This is a genomic window from Solirubrobacter ginsenosidimutans (genome assembly GCF_027587205.1).
The window spans coordinates 285,952-305,021 of sequence record NZ_JAPDOD010000002.1 but is presented as its reverse complement, the minus strand read 5'-3'; the positions used below and the strand labels follow the sequence as shown (position 1 = coordinate 305,021).

Here is a 19,070-nt window from a genome sequence, read left to right as displayed (position 1 = left end):
CCGGTCGCGGCCCTGAAGTGCGTGAGCGCGTGCCGGCAGGCACGCGCTCAACCGCACGCCGCCTTGCCCGTTCGAGCGAGATTACGTGTCGAGGTCGAGCGTTGTGAGGAACACGATCACGTCAAGCACGAGCGGGATGAACCCGATGACGATCAGGGTCGTGATCACGTCGTAGCTCGCATCGAGGCGGGTCGCGGCGAGGAGAGCGAACAGGACGAGGATCGGCATCGATGATGCCGCGCGGTAGGCCCATCTCGCGCCCCGGCCCGTTTCAGTCACACTTCGTTCTGACCCGGCGCGAATTCTGCCCGCGTCGTCGACCGATCGCAATCGGATAAGGGGCCACCCGCGAGGCCGGGAGGGTGGGCGGCTTGCCGAGTGCATTTGCTGCGCTCGTCGTCCTGGTGTTGGCAGGCGCTCAGCGCCGCGGTGAAGTGGCCGTGGATCGAGCGCAACACTGACTGCGCGTATCGGTTGTTGCGGTTGTTGCGTTCGTTTCGTTTGCGACTATGCTGTGACAGGTTGTGACTGGCTCACCCCTTCAACTGCCCGACACGCTGCTCCACTCGACGCCTGATGAGGGCGAGGCGATTGAGGCGCTCCGCGGCCGACTCGACGGCATCCTCCGCGAGCACGGGACCGCACGACTCGTTGGGCCCGACGGCGAGACGATGGCGTTGCCGGCATCGGCCTTCAACGCGCTGAAGGTCATCGTCGAGGGCATGGCGCGCGGGCAGACGATGACGCTCATCCCCCACGGCAGGGAACTCACGACCCAGGAGGCCGCGGACATCCTGCACGTCTCGCGGCCGCATCTAGTCAAGTTGCTCGATGCGGGGAACATTCCCCATCACAAGGTCGGAACGCATCGCCGTGTGCGGATCGAGGACGTCCTCGACTACCGCGAGCAGCGGGCGCGGACCCGCCGCGAGAAGCTGGACGAGCTGACGCGCTTGTCCGAAGAGCTTGAGGGCGGCTACCGCTAACCCGAGAAGCCGCCGACGCGCAGCTTAGGCTCAGCAGTCGATGCCGTTCGCTGCGGTTCTCGACGCCAACGTGCTCTATCCGCTCCCCTTGCGCGACACGCTCCTGCGCATCGCCGAGACGGAGCTCTACGACCCGTACTGGAGCGAGCGCGTCCTCGATGAGGTTGTCCGCAACCTCATGCTCGACGGCCGAGCCACCGAGGGCCAGGCCGCCAGACTGGCGGCTGCCATGGACGCAGCGTTCGTTGGCGCGGCGGTGACGGACGACAGCATTGCTCGACTCGAGCCGGCGATGACCAACGACCCGAAAGACCGCCACGTCCTCGCCGCGGCAGTGGCAAGCGACGCGCAGGCGATCGTGACGTTCAACCTCAAGGACTTCCCGCCGGAGGCCTGCGAACCGTTCGCCATCGAGGCGATTCATCCAGACGACTTCCTGCTCGACCTCTACGAGCTTTCGCGATCCGTCGTCGCAGAGGTCGTGGACCGGCAGGCCGCCGTCCTCCGGCGACCGCCGATGACGAAGGATGGGCTGCTCGACCGACTCGCGGTCACGGTCCCGCGCTTCGCAGCCGCGCTCCGCTAGGAGCACCCACACGCCACGTCCAGAACGGCGCCCGCATCGCGACCGCGCGCCCGCCGCGGGCCGTGGGCCGTGGGCCGGAAGAGGTTCGGGACGAATCGGGACATGCTCATGCCCGATCGAACTTCCACAAACAACAGACCCTCCCGTAAGCAGGGCTTTTGAAGCGCGCCCGAGAGGATTCGAACCTCTGACCTTGGGCTCCGTCGGCTGAAAACCGGGTGTGCGCGGCACACACTTGGCTCTGCGGCGCGGCTGACGCCGCCGTGGACAGCGCCTGATTCGGGCTCGTCTGAAGCGACTGGGCGCGTTGCGGGCACGCCGCGCACCCGCGGTCTTCTCGCGATCGGGCACACTCCTCGGCTGGCTGGCCGACCTCGCGGTAAAGGGACGGATCCGGTCCCCGCGAGGGGAGAAGGCGAGGAAGTAGACCCGGTCCGCCTGCCAGCCGTCTGCGTCTTGGCGACCCTTCGGGCAGTACTCGTGGCGGAGCTAGCCGTAACCCTCGCGGTCCTTGAGCTGGTCATCGGCGACCTCCTGCGACGCTGGCGCTCCCGGTGTTGGCCGGCGAACACGGCGAGCAACGCGAGCCGCGCGCAGCCCGGCCGCGGCCGCAGGCCGCTTGATCGTTGTGGAGAGAGTTGTCACGCGTTAAGGGCGCGCGTGGACCGCCCTGCATGAACGTGGCGGACGCTCTCGCGTCGGCACGTTGAGGCGATAATCGGAGAGTGCTACGCATCGAGAGGACGAGGGGGACAGATGGCGAGAGCACCGAGTCAGCCCGAGAGAAGCGCAGAACAACTGATCTCGCGCCTGAATCTGGCGCTTGAGAGAAATGAGCCCCCGGGCGCACTAAAGCTCGACCTTCGCTGGGACGGGAGGGGGACCTCCGTGATTCGGGATGGATCGCTCTACCGGGACGCTCCGCCGCCCGTGGGTCCAAAGAACTTCAAGCGCATCGAGCCTGACTACTTCGGGGCGTCCTTCTTTGTTGAAGTAAAGGGCGACGTCTCGGGCAACAGCTGGGAGGGTCTATCCAGGGACGCGTGCAACGACAACATCCGACTCGCTCTCCTTCGCATGGCGCGGGGAGCGATCGACGATCCTCGCGTCGAGTACGGCGGGCTAGACGCGAGTTTGCAGAGGCTCGTCGATAACGCACTTGCTCCGTACCCTCGCTCGCTACCTGAAGGACGGGTCTACCTACGCTGGGAGGACCTCAAGAGCGTGGTGTCGTCGCCTAGTCAGAACTGTCAGCGAACGGATATCGACCTCTCAGGTCGAACTCTCCCGATCAAGGCGGTGGTGGGAGGCCCTGAAGCTCTTTACATCCTCGACGCTGAGACCATGACTGAGTGGCGGTCAATGGTGCGATAGGACACACGAGCGCGTCGAGTTCCAGCCGTTCCTGACCTGGGACGAGGACGAGGCGCTGGCCGTCGAGCTCGGTCCGTTCGGCCCGCTGGCGATCTTCAGCGTCGGCACGGGCGTGAGGCCCGAGGAGGCGTTCGGCGCCGAGTGGTTCGACGTCGACCTGGCGGCCGGCGTGTTCACCGTGCGACGCTCGTTCGCCGAGGGCCGGCTGATGTGGGCACGATTTCGGGCGCCGCCGAGAGCGGCTCCCGGCCCTTGAACGACGAAAGCCCTGCGATTGCAGGGCTTTCAGAGGAGCGCGCCCGAGAGGATTCGAACCTCTGACCTTCGGTTCCGTAGACCGACGCTCTATCCAGCTGAGCTACGGGCGCTGGTCGTGCGGCCGGGGAGTGTAGCGCTCATCGGGCGGTTGACCGGGGTCGGGGCGTCGGCGAAGTGGCTGTAGCGGCCGAATGCGCGGCCGAAGAGCGCCTGGAGGGGGAGGACGAAGCGGCGGACCGGGGCGGGGATCGCGGTCATCGCGAACTCGGTGCGGTAGCGGGTGAGGAGGTAGGCCGCGTCGAGGGCTCCGGGGCGGCCGCCGTGGGCGGCGACGGAGGCGTAGATGGCCGAGAGGAAGAACTCGAGGTTGTCGGCCGGGAAGACCTCGCCGGCCAGCGTGAGTTCGTCGTCGCCGGCGTTCCAGAAGCGGTGCTCGACGCCCGGTTCGAAGGTGACGGACTCGCCCACGCCCGCGAACTGGGGCGTGCCGCCCGCGACGACGTAGCCGATGCGGCCGCGCTCGACGCGCACGGTCTCGGTCTGGAGGTGGTGGATGTGCATGGGCGGGCCGGCGCCCGGGTCGACTGTCGAGGTCAAACGGAGGCGGTCGCCGTCGACGCCGAGGAAGGTCATGCGCTCGCCGTGGCCGTTGTCGATCGTGTGGGGGTACATGCTCGAGATCACCTTTCGCTACGCTGAGTATCGAAACTAACGGTAGCGTAATTCACCACTAGCCTGCAACCCCTGTGACGGAAGAGACTGCGAAACGCGGACGGCCGCTCGATCCCGAGATCGATGACGCGATCGTCAAGGCCGCGGCGGCGATCCTCGTCGAGGAGGGGATCCAGCGGATGACCGTGCCGGGGGTGGCGGCGCGTGCGGGGGTGGCGAAGACGACCGTGTACCGCCGCTACGCGACGCCCGCGGCACTGGCGCTCGCCGCGATCGGCCGGATGAACGCCCAATCGCCCGACCCGGAGACCAACTCAACGCGCGAGGGCCTCGTCCAAGCCCTGGAGGCGGTCAGAAATCGGATCGACCCGACGGTCACCGCGACCGTTCTGGTCGAGGCGCAGACCCACCCCGAGATCCTCGAGGCGGCCAGGCAGCAGATGATCGGTCCGGCCGTCGAGCGCTTTCGGCGCATCCTCCGAAAGGGCGTCGAGAGCGGAGAGCTCAAACCGGCACTCGACATCGACGTCGCCGCCGACGCGCTCCTGGGCAGCTATTTCACCCGCCACTACGAGCGCGGCCGCCCCGGGCCGGAATGGCCTCAGCAGGTGGTCGACGCGCTGTATCCAGGGCTCACGGACAGGGCGGGATTCGAACCCGCGATGGAGCTATAAACCCCATACTCGCTTAGCAGGCGAGTGCCTTCAGCCTCTCGGCCACCTGTCCCGGTCCGCGGAGTGTAGAGACCGCGGCCTCAGCCCGTGCGGTGACGGCGCCCGCGAGGGAGGCTGTCGAGCTCTTCAAGCGACATCCCGGCGCCGGTCGCGACGCACGCCAGCGGGTCGTCGGCGACGCGCACGGGCATGCCCGTCTCGGCCGCCACACGCCGGTCGAAGCCGCGCAACAACGACCCGCCGCCGGCCAGCAGCACGCCTTCGGTGGTGATGTCCGCCGCCAGCTCCGGCGGGGTCTCCTCGAGGGTGGCGTGGATCGCGGCCATGATCTCGGCGACCGGTGAGGCGATCGCCTGGCGGACCTCCTCGGAGGTCAAGAGGATCTCGCGCGGGAGCCCTGACGCGAGATCGCGACCGCGGATCGACGTCTCGATCTCCTCGTCCAGCGGGATCGCCGACCCGGCGGCGAGTTTGATCGCCTCCGCGCTCTGGGAGCCGATGGCCATGCGGTGCTCGAGCCGGATGTGGTTCGTGATCGCGTCGTCGAGGTCGTACCCGCCCACCCGCAGCGACTTCGCGACGACCAGACCGCCCAACGAGATGATCGCGACCTCCGACGTCCCGCCGCCGATATCGACGACCATCCGCCCCACGGGCTCGCCGATGTCGATCCCGGCGCCGATCGCGGCGGCCAGGGACTCCTCGATCAGGTGGACCTCACGGGCGCCGGCACTCAAAGTGGCCTCTTCGACCGCCCGCCGCTCGACCTCGGTGATCCCCGAGGGCGCGCAGATGACCATCCGCGGCCGCGCGAAGCGGTTGTTCAGGACCTTGCCGACGAATTGCCGGAGCATCGCCTCGGTGACCTCGAAGTCCGCGATCACGCCGTGGCGCAGCGGCCGGTCGGCGGAGATCGTGGCGGGGGTGCGGCCGATCATCCGCTGCGCGTCGGCGCCCACGGCGTGCACTTCGCCGGTGCGCTGGTCGATCGCGACGACCGACGGCTCGGAGAGCACGATCCCGCGCCCGCGCACGTAAACGACGGTGTTGGCGGTGCCGAGATCGACGGCCACGTCGCCACCGGACCGCAAACGGCCGACGTTCCGGCGCCGGCCGGCCCCTCCGAACAGGTTCAAGGCCATCGCGCGATCACCTAAGCACACGACCGGCGATCAGCCGGGCCTTATCTCCCAGAACCGGGGGCGTACTCTAAGTCGCTGTTCGGAAGGGTGGCAGAGTGGTCTATCGCACCGGTCTTGAAAACCGGAGAGGGCGCAAGTCCTCCGTGGGTTCGAATCCCACCCCTTCCGCTCCACGCTCATAAAGAAACTCCAGGGTCGATCACCGATTGGCGCACCCCCGAAAGCGCCGTAGCTTCGAGGTGATGCGAGCCTCCCCATCTCTCCTCGCGATCGTGGCTGCGGCCGGGTTGACGATCGCGGCACCCGCGCTGGCGGTCTCCGGCGGCACGACGGTCGACGTCAAGACCGTGCCGTTCGTCGCCAACCTCGGCTCCTGCACCGGAACGCTGATCGCCCCCGACCGCGTCCTGACCGCCGCCCACTGCATCGACCAGGGCGTCGGCAACCGGTTCATCCTCACGATCGGCGTCGCGAATCCCGACTTCGCCAACCTCCCCAAGGCCGACACGTACGGCGTCAAGGGCGTCTCGATCGCGCCCGGGTTCAAGCTCGCCTTCCCCTTTGCCCACAAGCGCCCGCAGAACGCGACCGCGGTCAACGACGTCGCCCTGATCCTGCTCGATCGGCCGGTGCCGGACGTCACACCGGTCGCGATCGCCGGACCCGACGACGCGGCACTCGAGCAGCCCGGGACCGGCGTGCGCCTGCTCGGCTACGGCGACACCCAGCCGGTGAAGCCCGGCGTGCTCCCGCCGCGCCTCCCGCTCCAGGGCGGCGACCTGCGGCTGATCAGCAAGCCGAGCTGCCTGAAGGCCTATCCGCACGCAGTCCTCGACACCGACATCTGCGGGCAGGACGAAAGCGCGCCGCTCACCCAGCCCTGCGCCGGCGACAGTGGCGGGCCGCTGCTCGCCCAAACGCCGAACGGGCCGGTGCAGATCGGCGTCACGAGCTGGGGCTCCGAGGTCAAGGAGAAGGGCTGTGGCCAGGCGCACCTGCCGGCCGTCTGGATGCGTGTCTCGAAGTTCCACGACTTCCTGACCGCGGCGCACCCCGTCCTGCTGCCCTTCACGCAGGACAAGGTCACGCTCACCGGCAAGTCCACGCTCACCTGCCACGCGCCCGCCTTCACGGGCTCGCCCGCGAAGATCACCTATCACTGGGGCATCCCGCGCTTCAAGGGTCACCTGATCCCGCAGCAGCCGCACCCGCTGACCGCGATCAAGGGCGCCACGACGAGCCGCTTCAAGACCGGCACCACGAAGACCCGCGGGAAGCAGCTCGCCTGCTCGGTCACGGCCACGAACGCCAGCGGCCACTGGACCGTCTATTCGCCGACCGTCGCCGGATAGCGGGGTCCGGCAAGATGCCGCCGTGTGAACGACGGCGAGGGCAAGCGGGTCTCGTGGGTCGAGCTCTACCTCGACCTGATCTTCGTCCTCGCCGTCGGCGAGCTCGCCCACCTGATCGTCGACGAGCCGGAGATGCGCAGCGTCTGGATCGCGCTCGGGCTCTTCTTCACGCTGTGGTGGACGTGGATCGGCTTCTCGGTCCTCTACAACCGCTTCGGCGTCGACAAGGCGCCGCAGCGGCTGCTGTTCCTCGCCGGGAGCGTGCCCACGGGCGTCGCGGCGGTCGCGATCGCGCCCGCCTCGACGGGGGACGTCACGGTGTTTGCCCTCAGCCTGGCCGCCACCCGCGTGGTCCTCGCGATCGCCAACGGCTGGGGCGGCGCGTGGCGGGAGGTGCTGCGCGGGCGGATCACCATCGCCTACGGGATCTCGATCGCGCTCTTCGTCGTCTCGATCTGGGTGCCGGAGCCCCTGCGCTACGTGCTGTGGGCGCTCGCGATCGCGCAGGAGTCCGGTGCGCTGCTGCATGAGGACCGTAAGGCCACGCGGCGGATGCGCGAGACGCGCAGCTTCAAGGAACTGGTGCCGGCGAACCCGCAGGAGGCGATCGATTCGCACCACTTCGCCGAGCGCTTCGGCCTGTTCCTGATCATCCTGCTCGGCGAGGTGGTGGTCGAGGCGGGCCAGGCGGCGGCCAACGCCCACGTGGACAGCTTCGACGGCTGGGGCGCCCTGGTCGCGGCGATGATCCTCGCGGCCGCGTTGTGGTGGCTGTACTTCGACGCCGCCGCCGAGGTCAATCTCAAGGTGCTGGAGCTCTCCGGCGGATCACCCACGATGGCGCGAGCGATCTTCGCCGTGGGCCACATGCTCCCCTCGTTCTCGCTGCTGCTGGTCGCCTCGGGCGTCGGCCTGCTGCTGGAGGAGGACCCGCCACGGATCGCGTACTGGCTGCCGTGCATCGCCATCGGCATGTACCTGCTGAGCACGCGCGTGTTCATGGTCACGACGAACCGCGCGGGACGGGCCGCGCGGCTCGTGCTGCTGGTCGCGATCTTCCAGCTCGGCCGGCTGCACGAGACGCTCTCGCCCCACCCCTACCTGTGGCTGCTCGCGGCGCTCGCGGTGACGTGTGCCGCGCTCGCCTGGCGGACCGGCGACCGGCAGGAGGACGAAGACGTGGCGGCCTACATCGGGCGCGAGTAGCGCGCCTGCAGCCGGCGATCGGTGCCGAGCGCCCGCGCGACCACGGCGAGCAGCCGGAAGACGAGCCCGAGCACCGCGTAGACGCCCGGCTTCTTCCCGTCGCCCCAGTCGAGCAGCAGCGCGGTGTGCAGCGGGTTGCGCGGCATGCCGTTCTTGAGCACCTTGCCGTCCCGCGCGAGCCCGTAGGCCACCTGCAGGGAGAGCTCGAAGCCCGGCTGCCCGGGCCGGAGCTCGACCTCCGCGACGGCGGTCTCGCCGCTCGTGTTCGACCAGGCGTGCAGCGTCCCGACGGGAACCGTCGCCTCCTCGCCGGGCCCGAGGATCCAGTCCTCGCCGTCGATCATCAGGGTCAGGCGGCCGGAGAGCACCTTGAAGCGCTCGGTGTAGCTGCGGTGGTAGTGCGGGGTGACCTTCCCGCCCGGCGCGACCTCGAGCTCACCGAGCGAGCGCACGCCGCCCGACTCCTTGCTCGTCTCGAGGTACGTCACGGCGTCGCCCTGCACGGGGTTCACGATCCGCCGGGACGGATCGACATCGATTCTGGTCATGCCGGCTATGACGCCGGCACGCCCCCCGTTCGATCCCCTCCCGACCCCCGCTCAGAAGCCGATCGCCGTCTGGAACGCGCCGCGATCCACGTGATGGGACCAGAGCACCTCGGCGATGTCCGCCGGCTCGTGGTCGCCGCCCGCGGCGATCCGGCCCGCGATCGCCGTGTGCGCGACGTGGATGCCGCGCGGCGCGAGCTCCTCGTTGAGCATCCGGGCGTAGGCGACCTCGCCCGCGAAGGAGATGCCCACGCCGGCGCGCAGCGGGTAGGGCTTGATCGCCGCGCCGCCGGTCGTGTAGAGGATCGTGCCGCGCCCGGCCTCGAGCATCGGGCCGACGACGGCCTGGGCGGCGGCGACCGCGCCGAGGACGCTGAACTCGAGCGGGCCGAGGACGTCGGCGGCGGTCGTCTCGAGGATCGGCTTCATGAACTCGCGGGCAGGCAGCGGCGAGTACTCGAGCACCTCGACCTCCCCCAGCTCGCCCGCGAGCGAGCGGATGGCCGCGGCGAGCGCGTCGCTGTCGCGGATGTCGGCGGCGGCGGCCGCTGCCGTGATGCCGTCGGAGCGCAACTGCCCGGCGAGGTCGTCGAGCTTGGCCTGGTTGCGCGACACGAGCCCCACGGAGAATCCTTCGCGCCCGAAGCGGCGGGCGATGGCGAGGCCGAGGTTCGGCCCGGCGCCGACGATCACAAGCGACATGTCTCCAGACTAAGCCGAAGCGACGATCAGGATCGAGTTGCCGTCGGGGTCGCGCAGGAAGAACATCGCGGGGTTGCCGGCCAGCGGGGCGCCGCCCCAGACGATCAGTTCGTGGCCGAGGATCTCGCTCACGTCGACGCCTGCGGCCGCGAACTCGGCGCGATCACCCTCGACGTCGGTGCTGCTCAGGATCACCCGCGTCTCGATGCCGGCCTCGTCGCTCTTGACGAGCACCAGCGACGTGGGCGCGCCGGGCGCGACGACCTCGACCCACCGCTCCCCCGTCTCATAGGTGAAGTCCGAGCGGATCTCGAAGCCGAGCACGCGCGTGTAGAAGCCGACCGCCGTTTCCTGATCTCGCACCGGTATGACCACGACGGAGACCTGATTGATGTGTGGCATATACGTTCCGACGATGGCAGGCACGGAAACTGATCGGTGGCTCAATCGCGCGCTGCTCGCGCGGCAGGGGTTGCTCGAGCCGTTCGACGCGCCGGTGGTCGAGGTCGTCGAGGCGATCGGCGCGCTGCAGGCGCAAGCGTGGGCCGCGCCGCCGTTCGCGCTGTGGTCGCGGATGCGGGCCTTCGAGGCGGGCGACCTGTACGACGCGCTGGCGCGGGGCGAGCTCGTCACCGGCATCAATCTGCGCGCGACGCTGCACCTCGTCTCCGCCCGCGAGCACCCGGCATACCACGCGGTCGTCGAGGGGTCGGGCCTGACGGACTGGCGGCGGACGAAGGCGACGTCCTCCGGCGAGCTGCGATCCGCCCTGCTGGCGTACGCGGCGACGCCACGCACCGGCGAGGCGATCGCCGCGTTCGCCGATGCCTGGGTCGATGCGCACCCGGGCGCGATCGCCGACGAGGAGCTCGCGGAGCAGCGGCAGTACAAGTGGCGCCCGCTGGTCCGCTGGAGCGCGCTGAACCGCGTCCCGGAGGACGGGCAGTGGACGAGCAAGACACCCGCGGCGATCGTCGCGGCGCCGGACGTGGCGGCGCCCGACGGCGCCCTGGACACCGTGATCCGGCGCCACCTGCGGGCCTTCGGACCCGCCTCGGCGGAGGACGTCGCGAGCTGGATCGGCTGGCGGGTGCCACCGGTCCGCGCGGCACTGCAGGCACTGGAGCTCGAGACGTTCGACGGCGGCCTCTTCGACCTGCCCGACGCGCCGCGCCCCGACCCCGGCACACCCGCCCCGGCCCGCTTCCTCGCCGCCTTCGACTCCGCCCTGCTCGCCTACCCCTCCAACCGCCGCACGCGGATCGTGCCGGACGAGCTGCGCGACCTCGTCTACCTGCGCAAGAACCTCCAGGTCAAGCCGACGTTCCTCGTCGACGGCCGCGTGGCCGGCATCTGGGGGATCGAGGTCAAGCGCCGCGAGGCGACGCTGACGCTCACCGGCACAGCGGACGACGCAGTGCGTGAGGAGGGCGAGAAGCTCGTGCGCTGGGCCCACCCGGGCGCCAAGGCGCACCACGTCGTCACTGCGTGAGGCGCGCGAGCCACTCCCGCAAGAGCGCGGTCTCGGCCTCGCTCAGCTCGCTCTGACCGAGCACGGCGTCGAGCGCGGCGGCGGCCTCGGCGACCGGGCCGTCCGCGGTGACGATCCGGCCGAGGACCGCGTCGCGCACGTCATCCGAGAGCGAGAGATCGTCGCCCGGCTGCGTGATCAGCGTCAGCACCACGCCCGTGCTCGCGGCGAGGATCTCGCGCGCGGCCTGCTCCGCCGGCACCCGCAGCCGGCCGGCGCGCGCCGCGGGCTCCAGCGCCCGCAAGATCATCGCCTCGACCTCGGCGACCACCCCGCAGGGCTTGCCGGGGATCGCGCGGCCGTAGACGAGCCCGTAGAACGACGGGTTCTCGAGCCCGTAGCGGACGTGCAGATCCCAGCCCTCGCGGAGGTCGTCGATCGGGTCGAGCGAAGCGCCCGCCGCCTCGCGCTCGGCCAGGAACCGCTTGAAGCCGTGGGTCGCCACCGCGTCCTCCAAGCCCCGCTTGGAGCCGAAGTGGTGGTAGAGCGTCGGCGCCTGGACACCCGCCCGCTCGGTGATCGCGCGGGTCGAGACCTCGGCGCCCTGGGCGGCCTCCAGCAGCTCCGCGGCGGCGAGCAGCAGGCGATCCCGGGGGCTTGTGTCAGGCGATGGCAAGGTGGGCGATCAGGCCGTCACGCAGGGTGAAGGCCTCGGTCAGGCTCGCCTCCCCACCGGGGAAGTCTCCGACGAGGTGGACGTCGACATTGAAGCGGTCGTCGCCGACGCGCTCGGTCGCGGTGACCGTGGTCGTGTACGTGTACTTCGAGATGACGGACTCGCGCCAGCCGCGGATCGCGTCGCGGCCGACGTACGTGTGCCCCTCGTCGATCGCGACCCCGTCGGTGGCGAAGCAGTCGGCGAGCGTCGCGAAGTCCTGCTCGTCGGCGGCGCGGAGGTAGCGGGCGATGACCTCTGGTGTAGCGCTCATAGATCGCTAGTGTAGCGCTACATGAATTCGTATAGCGTTCTCGTAACCGGCGGAACCAAGGGCACCGGCGCCGCCGTCGCCGCCAAGCTGCGCGCCGAGGGCGCGACCGTGCTCGTCACGGCCCGTTCCGCCCCGGATGACGAGCACTCGCTCGCCGCCGACACGTCCACTCCCGAGGGCGCGAACGCCGTCATCGAATGGGCGGGCGACGTCGACGCGATCGTCCACGTCGTCGGCGGCTCGCACACCCCGTCCGGCGGCTTTGCGGCGCTCACCGACCAGGACTGGCTCGACGAGCTCAACCTCAACCTGCTGGGAGCGGTCCGGATCGATCGCGGTCTGGTGCCGGGCATGATCGAGCGCCGCCGCGGCGCGATCGTGCACGTCAGCTCGATCCAGCGGCGCATGCCCCTCTTCGACGCCACGCTCGCCTACGCCGCTGCCAAGGCCGCGCTCTCGACCTACAGCAAGGGCCTCGCGAACGAGGTCGCGCCGCACGGTGTCCGCGTCAACACCGTGTCCCCGGGCTTCATCCAAACCGGCGGGGCTGACGCGCTGGTCGACCGGATCAGCGCGACCGAGGACATTGACCGCGAGGCCGCGCTGCAGCGGATCATGGACTCCCTCGGCGGCATCCCGCTCGGCCGCCCCGCCCAGCCCGAGGAGGTCGCCGAGCTCGTCGCGTTCCTGCTCTCGGACCGCGCATCCGCGATCACCGGCGCCGAGCACGTGATCGATGGCGGGACCCTCCCGACGGTCTAGTCGTCGTCGCCGCTCCAGGTCCAACGGGGCACTTCGCGGAGCGGGTGCAGCTCGTCGTCGGACTGCGCGTGGGAGTTCTGCTTGGCCACCTGGGTGCCGAACTCGACGTGCTCCAGCACCGCCTCGCGGAACGGCGCGTCGCCGGGCATCCCGGCGGCGTCGAAGGCGGCGACGTAGAGCTCGACGAACCGCAGGCGCTGCTCCTCGGTGATCTCGAGCCCGCGGTGGACGGCGATCAGGTGCGCGAACCCCAGCTCGCGGCTGAAGCTGTCCGGCCCGCCGAAGGACTCGGCGGTGAACATCGTCAGGTGGTCGACGTGCTGCGGCTGGCCCTCGCCGAAGAGCGGCTGCAGGAGCGGGTCGCGCAGCACGCTGTCGTAGAAGAGCTGCTCGAGCCGGTGGAGGCCTTCCTCCCCGCCCGCGTGTTCATAGAGGCTCGGCATGCGGGGGATCGAATCACACGAACTCGTCGGCGAGCAGGCCGAAGAAGACGCTGTCCTGCCATCCGCCCTCGCGGTTGTAGGCGCGGCGGCGGATGCCCTCGCGGACGAATCCGGCGCGTTCGAACACGCTCTGGGCGGGGAGGTTGAAACCGAGGACCTCGGCCTCGACGCGGTGGAGCCGGTGTTTCGTGAAGAGGCGTTCGGCGAGGGCGCGGACCGCGGCGGTGGCGAGGCCGCGGCCGTGGGCCTCGGGGGAGAGCATCAGGGTGCGGATCTCGGCGATCCGGGAGCGGTGATTGGTCAGGTGCCAGCGGACGCCGCCGACCAGAACGCCCCCATCCTCGATGACCAGCACCTCCCCGGACGCCACCTCGAAGACCGACGGCAGCGTCGCCGCCGTGTCGAAGGCCAGCGTGCGCGCGATCTCGGGTCGGGACGCGAGCGCGACGAGGGCGTCGAGATCGTCAGTCGTGGCGCTTCGGAGCATGGACCGGAGTCCTACTGCATCGGGTTCGCAACAAGTCTTATAACCGCCGGGGCGCCAGGTGCGCAACGGAGGACATGCGCATCGTCCTCGCCGCTCTCGCCGCACTCCTCGTCCTACCCGCGACGGCGTCCGCGCACCCGCTCGGCAACTTCTCGATGAACCACCTGACCGAGGTCAGCGTGTCCAGCGAGCGCATCGACGTCACCTACGTCCTCGACGCCGCCGAGATCCCGACGTTCCAGAAGAACTTCGACGCGAAGGCGGAGGTCGCGCGGCGGCTGAAGGTCACCGTGAACGGCGCCCCGGCCGCGCTGCGCGCGGGGACGCCCACGATCACGTACCCGCCCGGGCAGGGCGGTCTGAACACGACCCGCGTCGTGCTGCCGCTGAGCGCCGTCGTCAAGGACCCGCGCGATATCCGCGTGCAGGACCAGACGTTCCCCGGCCGCGTCGGCTGGAAGGCCGTCATCGCCAAGCCGGGGCGCGGCACCGCCGTGAAGGCCTCCGCCCCCGCGACGGACCCCACGAACGGCCTGCGCACCTACCCGAAGGACCTCCTCAAGAGCCCCGAGGACCTGCGCGACGCGACCTTCACCGTCAAGCCCGGCACCGGCACGCTCGACGCACCCGGGGCGAAGCGGCTCAAGGGCGGCGCGGCGATCGACGGCTTCGCCAACATCCTCGACGACGGCCACGGCGTGCTGCTCCTGCTGCTCGTCGCGGCCTTCGGCTGGGGCGCGGTCCACGCGCTCTCCCCCGGGCACGGCAAGGCGATGGTCGCCGCCTACCTCGTGGGCACGCGCGGGAAGCCGCGGGACGCGATCGCGCTCGGCGGGATCGTCACCGCCACCCACACCGCAGGCGTGTTCGCGCTCGGCCTGGTCACGCTCGGTCTGAGCCAATACGTCCTGCCCGAGGACCTCTTCCCGTGGCTGAACCTGCTCTCCGGCCTGCTCGTGGTCGGCGTCGGGGCGAGCGTCCTGCGGCGCCACCTCAAGAAGCGCGCGCATCACCACCACGACCACGGCCACTCGCACGGCCCGGGCGGCCACCATCACCATCACCATCACCACGAGCAAGACCGCAAAGGCCTGCTCGCGATGGGCGCCGCCGCCGGCATCATCCCCTGCCCGTCCGCCCTCGTCGTCCTGCTCGGCGCGATCAGCCAGGACCAGATCGCGCTCGGGATGCTGCTGATCGTCGTCTTCAGCGCGGGCCTCGCCGCCACGCTGACCTCGCTCGGCCTGGCCGTCGTCTACGCCCGCAAGCTCCCGCTCCCGGGCCGCGCGATGACCGCCCTGCCCGCGCTGAGCGCCACGGCGATCGTCGTCGTCGGCTGCGTCCTGACCGCCCACGCGATCCCCACGCTCAATGCCTAAGTGCGAATCACTTGCAATTGCGACCGGGCCGCAGAAGACTCCCGCGCATGACGCTGTCGCATCACGCGCCGGCGCTGCATGCGCCCGACCTCGAGTCCGCCCTCGACGCGCTCCGCACGTCCGGTCTGCGGATCTCCGCCTCCCGCCGCCAGGTGCTCGCGATGCTCTACGCGGACCGCCGGCCGCGGACCGCCGACGAGCTCGCCGGCGGAGGGGACGTCGCCTCCGTGTACCGGAACCTCGACACGCTCGAGGGGATCGGCCTCGTCCGCCACGTCCATCTCGGCCACGGACCCGGCCTCTATTCGCTCGCCGGAGCGGACATCGAGTACGTCACCTGCGAGCGCTGCGGCGCCCACGAGACGCTCGATTCGCACCGGCTCGAAGCCGCCAAGCAGTTGATCGAGCGCGAGACCGGCTATCGCCCGCGCTTCACCCACTTCCCGATCGTCGGCATCTGCCGCGCATGCCAGGAGGAAGGCCATGCACATCCCTGATGGATTCCTGACCACCGATGTCGCGCTCGCGTGCGCTGTTCCAGCCGCGGTCGCCGTCGGGGTCGGGTTGAGAAAGGCGAGCACCGATCTCGACGAGCGCCGCGTGCCGCTGCTCGGCGTCACCGCGGCGTTCATCTTCGCCGCCCAGATGCTCAACTTCCCCGTCGCCGGCGGGACGAGCGGCCACTTCCTCGGCGCGGCGCTCGCGGCGATCCTGCTCGGGCCCTGGCTCGCGTGCCTGACCCTGGCGGTCGTGCTCGGGGTGCAGGCGTTCGTGTTCGCCGACGGCGGGATCACCGCTCTCGGGGCGAACATCCTCAACATGGGCGTGATCGGCGCGCTGCTGGTCGGCGGGGTCATGCACTACGCCCGCCGGCTCGCCCCCAGGGCGATCGTGCCGATCGCCGCGATCGGCGCCTGGGTCGCCGTGATGCTCGGCGCGACCGCCGTGTCACTGGAGCTCGCGATCTCCGGCACCGTGCCGCTGCACACCGTCCTCCCGGCGATGCTCGGCACCCACCTGCTGATCGGGATCGGCGAGGCCGTGATCACGGCCGCCGCCGTCAGCGCCGTGCTCACGACCCGCCCCGACCTCGTCACCCGCCGCGCGGTGCTGGCATGAAGCTCTTCACGATCCTCGCGCTCGCCCTCGCGATCGGGCTCGCCACCGCCGCGTCGCCGTTCGCGTCGACCTCGCCCGACGGGCTGAACCGCGTCGCGGACGATCACGCATTCGGCGACACCGGGAAGACCCAGGCCGGCCCGATCGAGGGCTACGCCTTCCCCGGCGTCCACAACGAGCGCCTCGCCAAGGGCCTCGCCGGCTTCACCGGCACCGTGCTCGTCTTCGCGCTCGGCTTCGGCCTCGTGAAGATCGCGCGGAGGCGCCCGGCCCTCGCATGACGGGCCAGCACCTCCACGCCGGCGTCGCGGGTGACCCGCGCAGCCCGATCCACCGCCTCGACCCCCGGGCGAAGCTCGTCGGACTCGCCTCGATCACGTTCGTGGCCGTCAGCACGCCGCTGGACGCCTGGCCCGTGTACGCGGCCTGTGCCGCGGCGCTGATCGCGATCGCGGCCCTCGCACGAGTTCCGGCAGCAACCATCTGGGCCCGCGCCCGCGTGGTGCTCCCGCTCGTCCTGTTCGTCGCGCTCTTCCTCCCCTTCGTGCGCCGCGGCGAGCGGATCGACCTCGGCCCGATCAGCGTGTCGAAAGACGGCTTGGAGACCTTCGCCACCGTCAGCGCGAAGGCCATCCTCGGCACGCTCAGCGCCGTCATCCTCGGCGCGACGACGAGCTTCCCGGACGTCCTGCACGCGCTCGAGCGACTCAAGGCGCCGAAGCTCCTGATCCTGATCGCCGCGTTCATGTACCGCTACCTGTTCACGATCATCGACGAGGTCCAGCAGATGCGCGCCGCCCTCGCCGCCCGCGGCTACGCGCCTAGGCACGCCCTCCAGGCGCAGGCGATCGGCCGCGTCGCGACCGCCCTGTTCCTGCGCACCTACGAGCGCGCGGAGCGGGTGCACCTCGCGATGCTCGCCCGCGGCTGGCGGCAGAACATGCCGCGGCTGGACACGCTCGCCTTCACCCGCACCGACACCCTCTTCCTCGCCGCCCTCGCCACGCCCCTCCTCGCGATCCGAGTCCTCGTATGAGCTGCGCCATCCACGCCCGCGACCTGCGCTTCAGCTACCCCAACGGGGTCACGGGGCTCGACGGGCTCGACCTGCACATCACCCACGGCGAGCGCGTCGCCGTCCTCGGCCCCAACGGTGCCGGCAAGACGACGCTGATGCTGCACCTCAACGCGCTCCTGGAAGCGAAGTCGGGCGAGTTGGAGGTCGCCGGCCTGCGCGTCGGCCACGACGACGTCCGCGATCTGCGCGCCCGCGTCGGCCTGATCTTCCAGGACCCCGACGATCAGCTGTTCATGCCGACCGTGCGCGAGGACGTCGCCTTCGGCCCGCTCAACCTCGGCCTCGCCAAGCCCGAGGTCGAGGATCGCGTGAAGACGGCGCTCGCCGCCGTGCGGATGGGCGAGCACGCGGACCGCGCGCCGCACCAGCTCTCGCTCGGGCAGCGCCGGCGGGTCGCGATCGCCACCGTCCTGGCGATGGACCCGAGCCTGCTCGTCCTCGACGAGCCCAGCGCCAATCTCGACCCGCGCACCCGCCGCGAGCTGATCGAGACACTGGACCGGATCGAGCGCACGCTGCTGATCGTCACCCACGATCTGCCGCTCGCGGCCGCCCTCTGTGAGCGGGCCGTGCTGCTGAGCGCGGGCAAGATCGTCGCCGACGGCCCCACGCTCGAACTCCTCGCCGACGAGCAACTCCTGGCCGCGCACGACCTGGAGCTGCCCGACGGCTTCGATCTGCGACTGCTCAGCCGCCGGTGATCTCGACCCGCTTGGTCTCGATCCCGTCCAGGAGCTTCTGCATCGGCACCATGAAGGCCTCGATGCCGTCGCGCAGCAGCTTGTCGGTCACGTCGTCCATGTCGATGCCGGCGTCCGCGAGCGCCTTCAGGTCGGCGGTCGGATCGTCGGCCGCGGTCGGACCGGTGACCTCGCCCTGCGAGCCGGCGGCCTTGACCACGGGCATCGGCATCGTGTTGACGGTGTCGGGACCCACGAGGCCCCAGACGTACAGCGTCGGCGAGTAGTTCGGGTTCTTGACGCCCGTCGACGCCCACAGCGGGCGCTGGACCGGGCAGCCGGCGGCCTTCAGCGCGGCGAAGCGCTCGCCGTAGAAGATCCGCTCGAACGCCTTGTACGCCGCGCGGGCGTTGGCCAGGCCGGCCGTGCCCAGCAGCTCCGTGTTGCCGAGGCCCTCGAGGCGCTTGTCGACCTCGGTGTCGACGCGCGAGACGAAGAACGAGGCGACCGAGTGGCGGTCCAGCGGCTTGCCGGCCTCCAAGCGACGCTCCATCGCGCGGATGTAGGCCTCCATGACCTGCTCGTACGCCGCGACGCTGAAGAGCAGCGTGACGTTGATGTTGAGGCCGTCGAACAGGGCCTCCTCGATCGCCGGCATGCCCTCTTCGGTCGCCGGGATCTTGATCATCAGGTTCGGGCGGTCGACCAGGTCCCAGTACATGCGGCCCTGTTCAAGCGTGCCGGCGGTGTCGTGGGCGAGCCGCGGCGCGACCTCCCAGGACACGTAGCCGTCGATGCCGCCGGTCGCGTCATAGACCGGGCGCAGGACGTCGCAGGCCGCCTGGACGTCGTGCAGCGCCATCGAGCGGTAGATCTCACGAGCGGTCTTGCCCTCGTCGGCGAGCGCCTTCAGCTCTGGGTCGTAGTCGGCGGAGCCGAGGATCGACTTCTCGAAGATCGCGGGGTTGGAGGTCACGCCGCGCAGCGATTCCTCCTGCACCATCCGGGCCAACTCACCTGTTTCGAGCAATCCGCGTGAAAGCTGGTCCAGCCAGATGCTCGTGCCCGCCGCTGTCAGCGCGGCCAGGCGCTCGTTCACTGCGGTGGCGCTCATTTCGTCTCCTTTTGTCTCCGGCAACTGCCGTGTCTGATTGTCACATGC

The 19,070-nt window shown here is 70.3% G+C and carries 26 protein-coding genes and 3 tRNA genes; 16 read left to right on the top strand and 13 right to left on the bottom strand.

The window, feature by feature from the left end; genetic code table 11:
* Positions 1-81: 81 nt before the first annotated feature.
* Positions 82-228 (bottom strand): hypothetical protein, encoded by a 147-nt coding sequence (locus tag OM076_RS03930; protein WP_270038100.1) that lies wholly within the window; start codon positions 226-228, stop codon positions 82-84.
* 296 nt (positions 229-524) lie between these two features.
* On the opposite strand from OM076_RS03930, the gene OM076_RS45845 reads away from it, so the two are divergent.
* The 4 genes from OM076_RS45845 to OM076_RS03910 all read left to right on the top strand — a co-directional run bounded on the left by OM076_RS45845 (position 525) and on the right by OM076_RS03910 (position 3,202).
* Complete coding sequence (locus OM076_RS45845; RefSeq protein ID WP_270038099.1) at positions 525-986, top strand: helix-turn-helix domain-containing protein; 462 nt, start codon at positions 525-527, stop codon at positions 984-986.
* A 40-nt stretch (positions 987-1,026) separates the two neighbouring features.
* Positions 1,027-1,572 (top strand): VapC50 family PIN domain-containing toxin, encoded by a 546-nt coding sequence (locus OM076_RS03920; protein WP_270038098.1) that lies wholly within the window; start codon positions 1,027-1,029, stop codon positions 1,570-1,572.
* 756 nt (positions 1,573-2,328) lie between these two features.
* Positions 2,329-2,946, top strand: a complete 618-nt coding sequence (locus OM076_RS03915) for a hypothetical protein (protein ID WP_270038096.1) — start codon at positions 2,329-2,331, stop codon at positions 2,944-2,946.
* Between the two features lie 112 nt (positions 2,947-3,058).
* On the top strand, positions 3,059-3,202 hold the full coding sequence (locus OM076_RS03910; RefSeq protein WP_270038094.1) for a hypothetical protein: 144 nt from the start codon (positions 3,059-3,061) through the stop codon (positions 3,200-3,202).
* A 38-nt stretch (positions 3,203-3,240) separates the two neighbouring features.
* Here the strand turns inward: OM076_RS03910 and OM076_RS03905 are convergent.
* Positions 3,241-3,314, bottom strand: a tRNA-Arg gene (locus OM076_RS03905).
* Positions 3,292-3,876 carry a cupin domain-containing protein gene (locus tag OM076_RS03900; RefSeq protein ID WP_270038093.1) on the bottom strand — a complete coding sequence of 195 codons (585 nt, stop codon included), beginning with the start codon at positions 3,874-3,876 and terminating at the stop codon, positions 3,292-3,294. Before OM076_RS03900 ends, OM076_RS03905 begins: the two co-directional genes overlap by 23 nt.
* 74 nt (positions 3,877-3,950) lie before the next feature.
* Here OM076_RS03900 and OM076_RS03895 point away from each other — a divergent pair, with 74 nt between their 5' ends.
* Positions 3,951-4,550: a TetR/AcrR family transcriptional regulator gene (locus OM076_RS03895; protein ID WP_270038092.1), complete on the top strand. Its 600-nt coding sequence runs from the start codon at positions 3,951-3,953 to the stop codon at positions 4,548-4,550.
* Here OM076_RS03895 and OM076_RS03890 read toward each other — a convergent pair.
* Positions 4,513-4,602: transfer RNA gene (locus tag OM076_RS03890), tRNA-Ser, on the bottom strand. The genes OM076_RS03895 and OM076_RS03890 overlap by 38 nt on opposite strands.
* A gap of 28 nt (positions 4,603-4,630) precedes the next feature.
* Complete coding sequence (locus tag OM076_RS03885; protein ID WP_270038090.1) at positions 4,631-5,692, bottom strand: rod shape-determining protein; 1,062 nt, start codon at positions 5,690-5,692, stop codon at positions 4,631-4,633.
* An 81-nt stretch (positions 5,693-5,773) separates the two neighbouring features.
* Between OM076_RS03885 and OM076_RS03880 the strand changes: the two genes are divergently transcribed.
* From OM076_RS03880 to OM076_RS03870, 3 genes are all read left to right on the top strand, one after another.
* Positions 5,774-5,860, top strand: a tRNA-Ser gene (locus OM076_RS03880).
* A 74-nt stretch (positions 5,861-5,934) separates the two neighbouring features.
* A complete protein-coding gene (locus OM076_RS03875; RefSeq protein WP_270038089.1) occupies positions 5,935-7,044 on the top strand; it encodes a S1 family peptidase in 1,110 nt (369 codons plus the stop codon).
* A 24-nt stretch (positions 7,045-7,068) separates the two neighbouring features.
* The gene (locus OM076_RS03870; RefSeq protein WP_270038087.1) at positions 7,069-8,250 is read left to right on the top strand and encodes a low temperature requirement protein A; all 1,182 of its coding nucleotides are present in this window, start codon (positions 7,069-7,071) and stop codon (positions 8,248-8,250) included.
* On the opposite strand, the gene OM076_RS03865 is transcribed toward OM076_RS03870, so the two are convergent.
* The 3 genes from OM076_RS03865 to OM076_RS03855 are packed head-to-tail and all read right to left on the bottom strand — an operon-like array spanning position 8,232 to position 9,902.
* Positions 8,232-8,798, bottom strand: a complete 567-nt coding sequence (locus OM076_RS03865) for a cupin domain-containing protein (RefSeq protein ID WP_270038086.1) — start codon at positions 8,796-8,798, stop codon at positions 8,232-8,234. The two genes, OM076_RS03870 and OM076_RS03865, sit on opposite strands and share 19 nt — an antisense overlap.
* Before the next feature lie 51 nt (positions 8,799-8,849).
* Positions 8,850-9,500, bottom strand: a complete 651-nt coding sequence (locus OM076_RS03860) for an SDR family NAD(P)-dependent oxidoreductase (protein ID WP_270038084.1) — start codon at positions 9,498-9,500, stop codon at positions 8,850-8,852.
* A 9-nt stretch (positions 9,501-9,509) separates the two neighbouring features.
* Complete coding sequence (locus OM076_RS03855; protein WP_270038083.1) at positions 9,510-9,902, bottom strand: VOC family protein; 393 nt, start codon at positions 9,900-9,902, stop codon at positions 9,510-9,512.
* 13 nt (positions 9,903-9,915) lie between these two features.
* Between OM076_RS03855 and OM076_RS03850 the strand changes: the two genes are divergently transcribed.
* Positions 9,916-10,992, top strand: a complete 1,077-nt coding sequence (locus tag OM076_RS03850; protein WP_270038081.1) for a winged helix DNA-binding domain-containing protein — start codon at positions 9,916-9,918, stop codon at positions 10,990-10,992.
* On the opposite strand, the gene OM076_RS03845 is transcribed toward OM076_RS03850, so the two are convergent.
* Positions 10,982-11,647, bottom strand: a complete 666-nt coding sequence (locus OM076_RS03845; protein ID WP_270038078.1) for a TetR/AcrR family transcriptional regulator — start codon at positions 11,645-11,647, stop codon at positions 10,982-10,984. The two genes, OM076_RS03850 and OM076_RS03845, sit on opposite strands and share 11 nt — an antisense overlap.
* Positions 11,634-11,960: a nuclear transport factor 2 family protein gene (locus OM076_RS03840; protein ID WP_270038076.1), complete on the bottom strand. Its 327-nt coding sequence runs from the start codon at positions 11,958-11,960 to the stop codon at positions 11,634-11,636. The genes OM076_RS03845 and OM076_RS03840 overlap by 14 nt, the downstream gene beginning before the upstream one ends.
* A gap of 21 nt (positions 11,961-11,981) precedes the next feature.
* Between OM076_RS03840 and OM076_RS03835 the strand changes: the two genes are divergently transcribed.
* Complete coding sequence (locus OM076_RS03835; RefSeq protein WP_270038074.1) at positions 11,982-12,722, top strand: SDR family oxidoreductase; 741 nt, start codon at positions 11,982-11,984, stop codon at positions 12,720-12,722.
* Here the strand turns inward: OM076_RS03835 and OM076_RS03830 are convergent.
* Positions 12,719-13,165: a group II truncated hemoglobin gene (locus OM076_RS03830; protein ID WP_270038073.1), complete on the bottom strand. Its 447-nt coding sequence runs from the start codon at positions 13,163-13,165 to the stop codon at positions 12,719-12,721. The two genes, OM076_RS03835 and OM076_RS03830, sit on opposite strands and share 4 nt — an antisense overlap.
* A 13-nt stretch (positions 13,166-13,178) precedes the next feature.
* Positions 13,179-13,652, bottom strand: a complete 474-nt coding sequence (locus OM076_RS03825; protein WP_270038072.1) for a GNAT family N-acetyltransferase — start codon at positions 13,650-13,652, stop codon at positions 13,179-13,181.
* 74 nt (positions 13,653-13,726) lie between these two features.
* On the opposite strand from OM076_RS03825, the gene OM076_RS03820 reads away from it, so the two are divergent.
* From OM076_RS03820 to OM076_RS03795, 6 genes are read left to right on the top strand one after another with little or no spacing between them, the layout of a single operon-like run.
* Positions 13,727-15,031, top strand: coding sequence for a nickel/cobalt transporter (locus OM076_RS03820; protein ID WP_270038070.1), 1,305 nt, complete (start codon positions 13,727-13,729; stop codon positions 15,029-15,031).
* Between the two features lie 47 nt (positions 15,032-15,078).
* On the top strand, positions 15,079-15,528 hold the full coding sequence (locus OM076_RS03815) for a Fur family transcriptional regulator (protein ID WP_270038068.1): 450 nt from the start codon (positions 15,079-15,081) through the stop codon (positions 15,526-15,528).
* Entirely contained in the window at positions 15,515-16,150 is a 636-nt protein-coding gene (locus OM076_RS03810; RefSeq protein WP_270038066.1) for an energy-coupling factor ABC transporter permease, read from the top strand. Before OM076_RS03815 ends, OM076_RS03810 begins: the two co-directional genes overlap by 14 nt.
* Positions 16,147-16,431 (top strand): PDGLE domain-containing protein, encoded by a 285-nt coding sequence (locus tag OM076_RS03805; RefSeq protein WP_270038064.1) that lies wholly within the window; start codon positions 16,147-16,149, stop codon positions 16,429-16,431. Before OM076_RS03810 ends, OM076_RS03805 begins: the two co-directional genes overlap by 4 nt.
* Positions 16,428-17,186 (top strand): cobalt ECF transporter T component CbiQ, encoded by a 759-nt coding sequence (cbiQ, locus tag OM076_RS03800; RefSeq protein WP_270038063.1) that lies wholly within the window; start codon positions 16,428-16,430, stop codon positions 17,184-17,186. The genes OM076_RS03805 and cbiQ overlap by 4 nt, the downstream gene beginning before the upstream one ends.
* On the top strand, positions 17,183-17,929 hold the full coding sequence (locus tag OM076_RS03795) for an energy-coupling factor ABC transporter ATP-binding protein (protein WP_270038062.1): 747 nt from the start codon (positions 17,183-17,185) through the stop codon (positions 17,927-17,929). The genes cbiQ and OM076_RS03795 overlap by 4 nt, the downstream gene beginning before the upstream one ends.
* Here OM076_RS03795 and tal read toward each other — a convergent pair.
* Positions 17,916-19,022: a transaldolase gene (gene tal / locus OM076_RS03790; RefSeq protein ID WP_270038061.1), complete on the bottom strand. Its 1,107-nt coding sequence runs from the start codon at positions 19,020-19,022 to the stop codon at positions 17,916-17,918. The genes OM076_RS03795 and tal overlap by 14 nt on opposite strands.
* Positions 19,023-19,070: the final 48 nt, after the last annotated feature.

Bases quoted from the DNA above. Each gene is read 5' to 3' on its own strand.
- OM076_RS03930 (WP_270038100.1), bottom strand. From the start codon at position 228: ATGCCGATCCTCGTCCTGTTCGCTCTCCTCGCCGCGACCCGCCTCGAT.
- OM076_RS03920 (WP_270038098.1), top strand. From the start codon at position 1,027: ATGCCGTTCGCTGCGGTTCTCGACGCCAACGTGCTCTATCCGCTCCCC.
- OM076_RS03915 (WP_270038096.1), top strand. From the start codon at position 2,329: ATGGCGAGAGCACCGAGTCAGCCCGAGAGAAGCGCAGAACAACTGATC.
- OM076_RS03900 (WP_270038093.1), bottom strand. From the start codon at position 3,876: ATGTACCCCCACACGATCGACAACGGCCACGGCGAGCGCATGACCTTC.
- OM076_RS03885 (WP_270038090.1), bottom strand. From the start codon at position 5,692: ATGGCCTTGAACCTGTTCGGAGGGGCCGGCCGGCGCCGGAACGTCGGC.
- OM076_RS03875 (WP_270038089.1), top strand. From the start codon at position 5,935: ATGCGAGCCTCCCCATCTCTCCTCGCGATCGTGGCTGCGGCCGGGTTG.
- OM076_RS03865 (WP_270038086.1), bottom strand. From the start codon at position 8,798: ATGACCAGAATCGATGTCGATCCGTCCCGGCGGATCGTGAACCCCGTG.
- OM076_RS03860 (WP_270038084.1), bottom strand. From the start codon at position 9,500: ATGTCGCTTGTGATCGTCGGCGCCGGGCCGAACCTCGGCCTCGCCATC.
- OM076_RS03855 (WP_270038083.1), bottom strand. From the start codon at position 9,902: ATGCCACACATCAATCAGGTCTCCGTCGTGGTCATACCGGTGCGAGAT.
- OM076_RS03850 (WP_270038081.1), top strand. From the start codon at position 9,916: ATGGCAGGCACGGAAACTGATCGGTGGCTCAATCGCGCGCTGCTCGCG.
- OM076_RS03840 (WP_270038076.1), bottom strand. From the start codon at position 11,960: ATGAGCGCTACACCAGAGGTCATCGCCCGCTACCTCCGCGCCGCCGAC.
- OM076_RS03835 (WP_270038074.1), top strand. From the start codon at position 11,982: ATGAATTCGTATAGCGTTCTCGTAACCGGCGGAACCAAGGGCACCGGC.
- OM076_RS03830 (WP_270038073.1), bottom strand. From the start codon at position 13,165: ATGCCGAGCCTCTATGAACACGCGGGCGGGGAGGAAGGCCTCCACCGG.
- OM076_RS03825 (WP_270038072.1), bottom strand. From the start codon at position 13,652: ATGCTCCGAAGCGCCACGACTGACGATCTCGACGCCCTCGTCGCGCTC.
- OM076_RS03820 (WP_270038070.1), top strand. From the start codon at position 13,727: ATGCGCATCGTCCTCGCCGCTCTCGCCGCACTCCTCGTCCTACCCGCG.
- OM076_RS03815 (WP_270038068.1), top strand. From the start codon at position 15,079: ATGACGCTGTCGCATCACGCGCCGGCGCTGCATGCGCCCGACCTCGAG.
- OM076_RS03810 (WP_270038066.1), top strand. From the start codon at position 15,515: ATGCACATCCCTGATGGATTCCTGACCACCGATGTCGCGCTCGCGTGC.
- OM076_RS03805 (WP_270038064.1), top strand. From the start codon at position 16,147: ATGAAGCTCTTCACGATCCTCGCGCTCGCCCTCGCGATCGGGCTCGCC.
- cbiQ (WP_270038063.1), top strand. From the start codon at position 16,428: ATGACGGGCCAGCACCTCCACGCCGGCGTCGCGGGTGACCCGCGCAGC.
- OM076_RS03795 (WP_270038062.1), top strand. From the start codon at position 17,183: ATGAGCTGCGCCATCCACGCCCGCGACCTGCGCTTCAGCTACCCCAAC.
- tal (WP_270038061.1), bottom strand. From the start codon at position 19,022: ATGAGCGCCACCGCAGTGAACGAGCGCCTGGCCGCGCTGACAGCGGCG.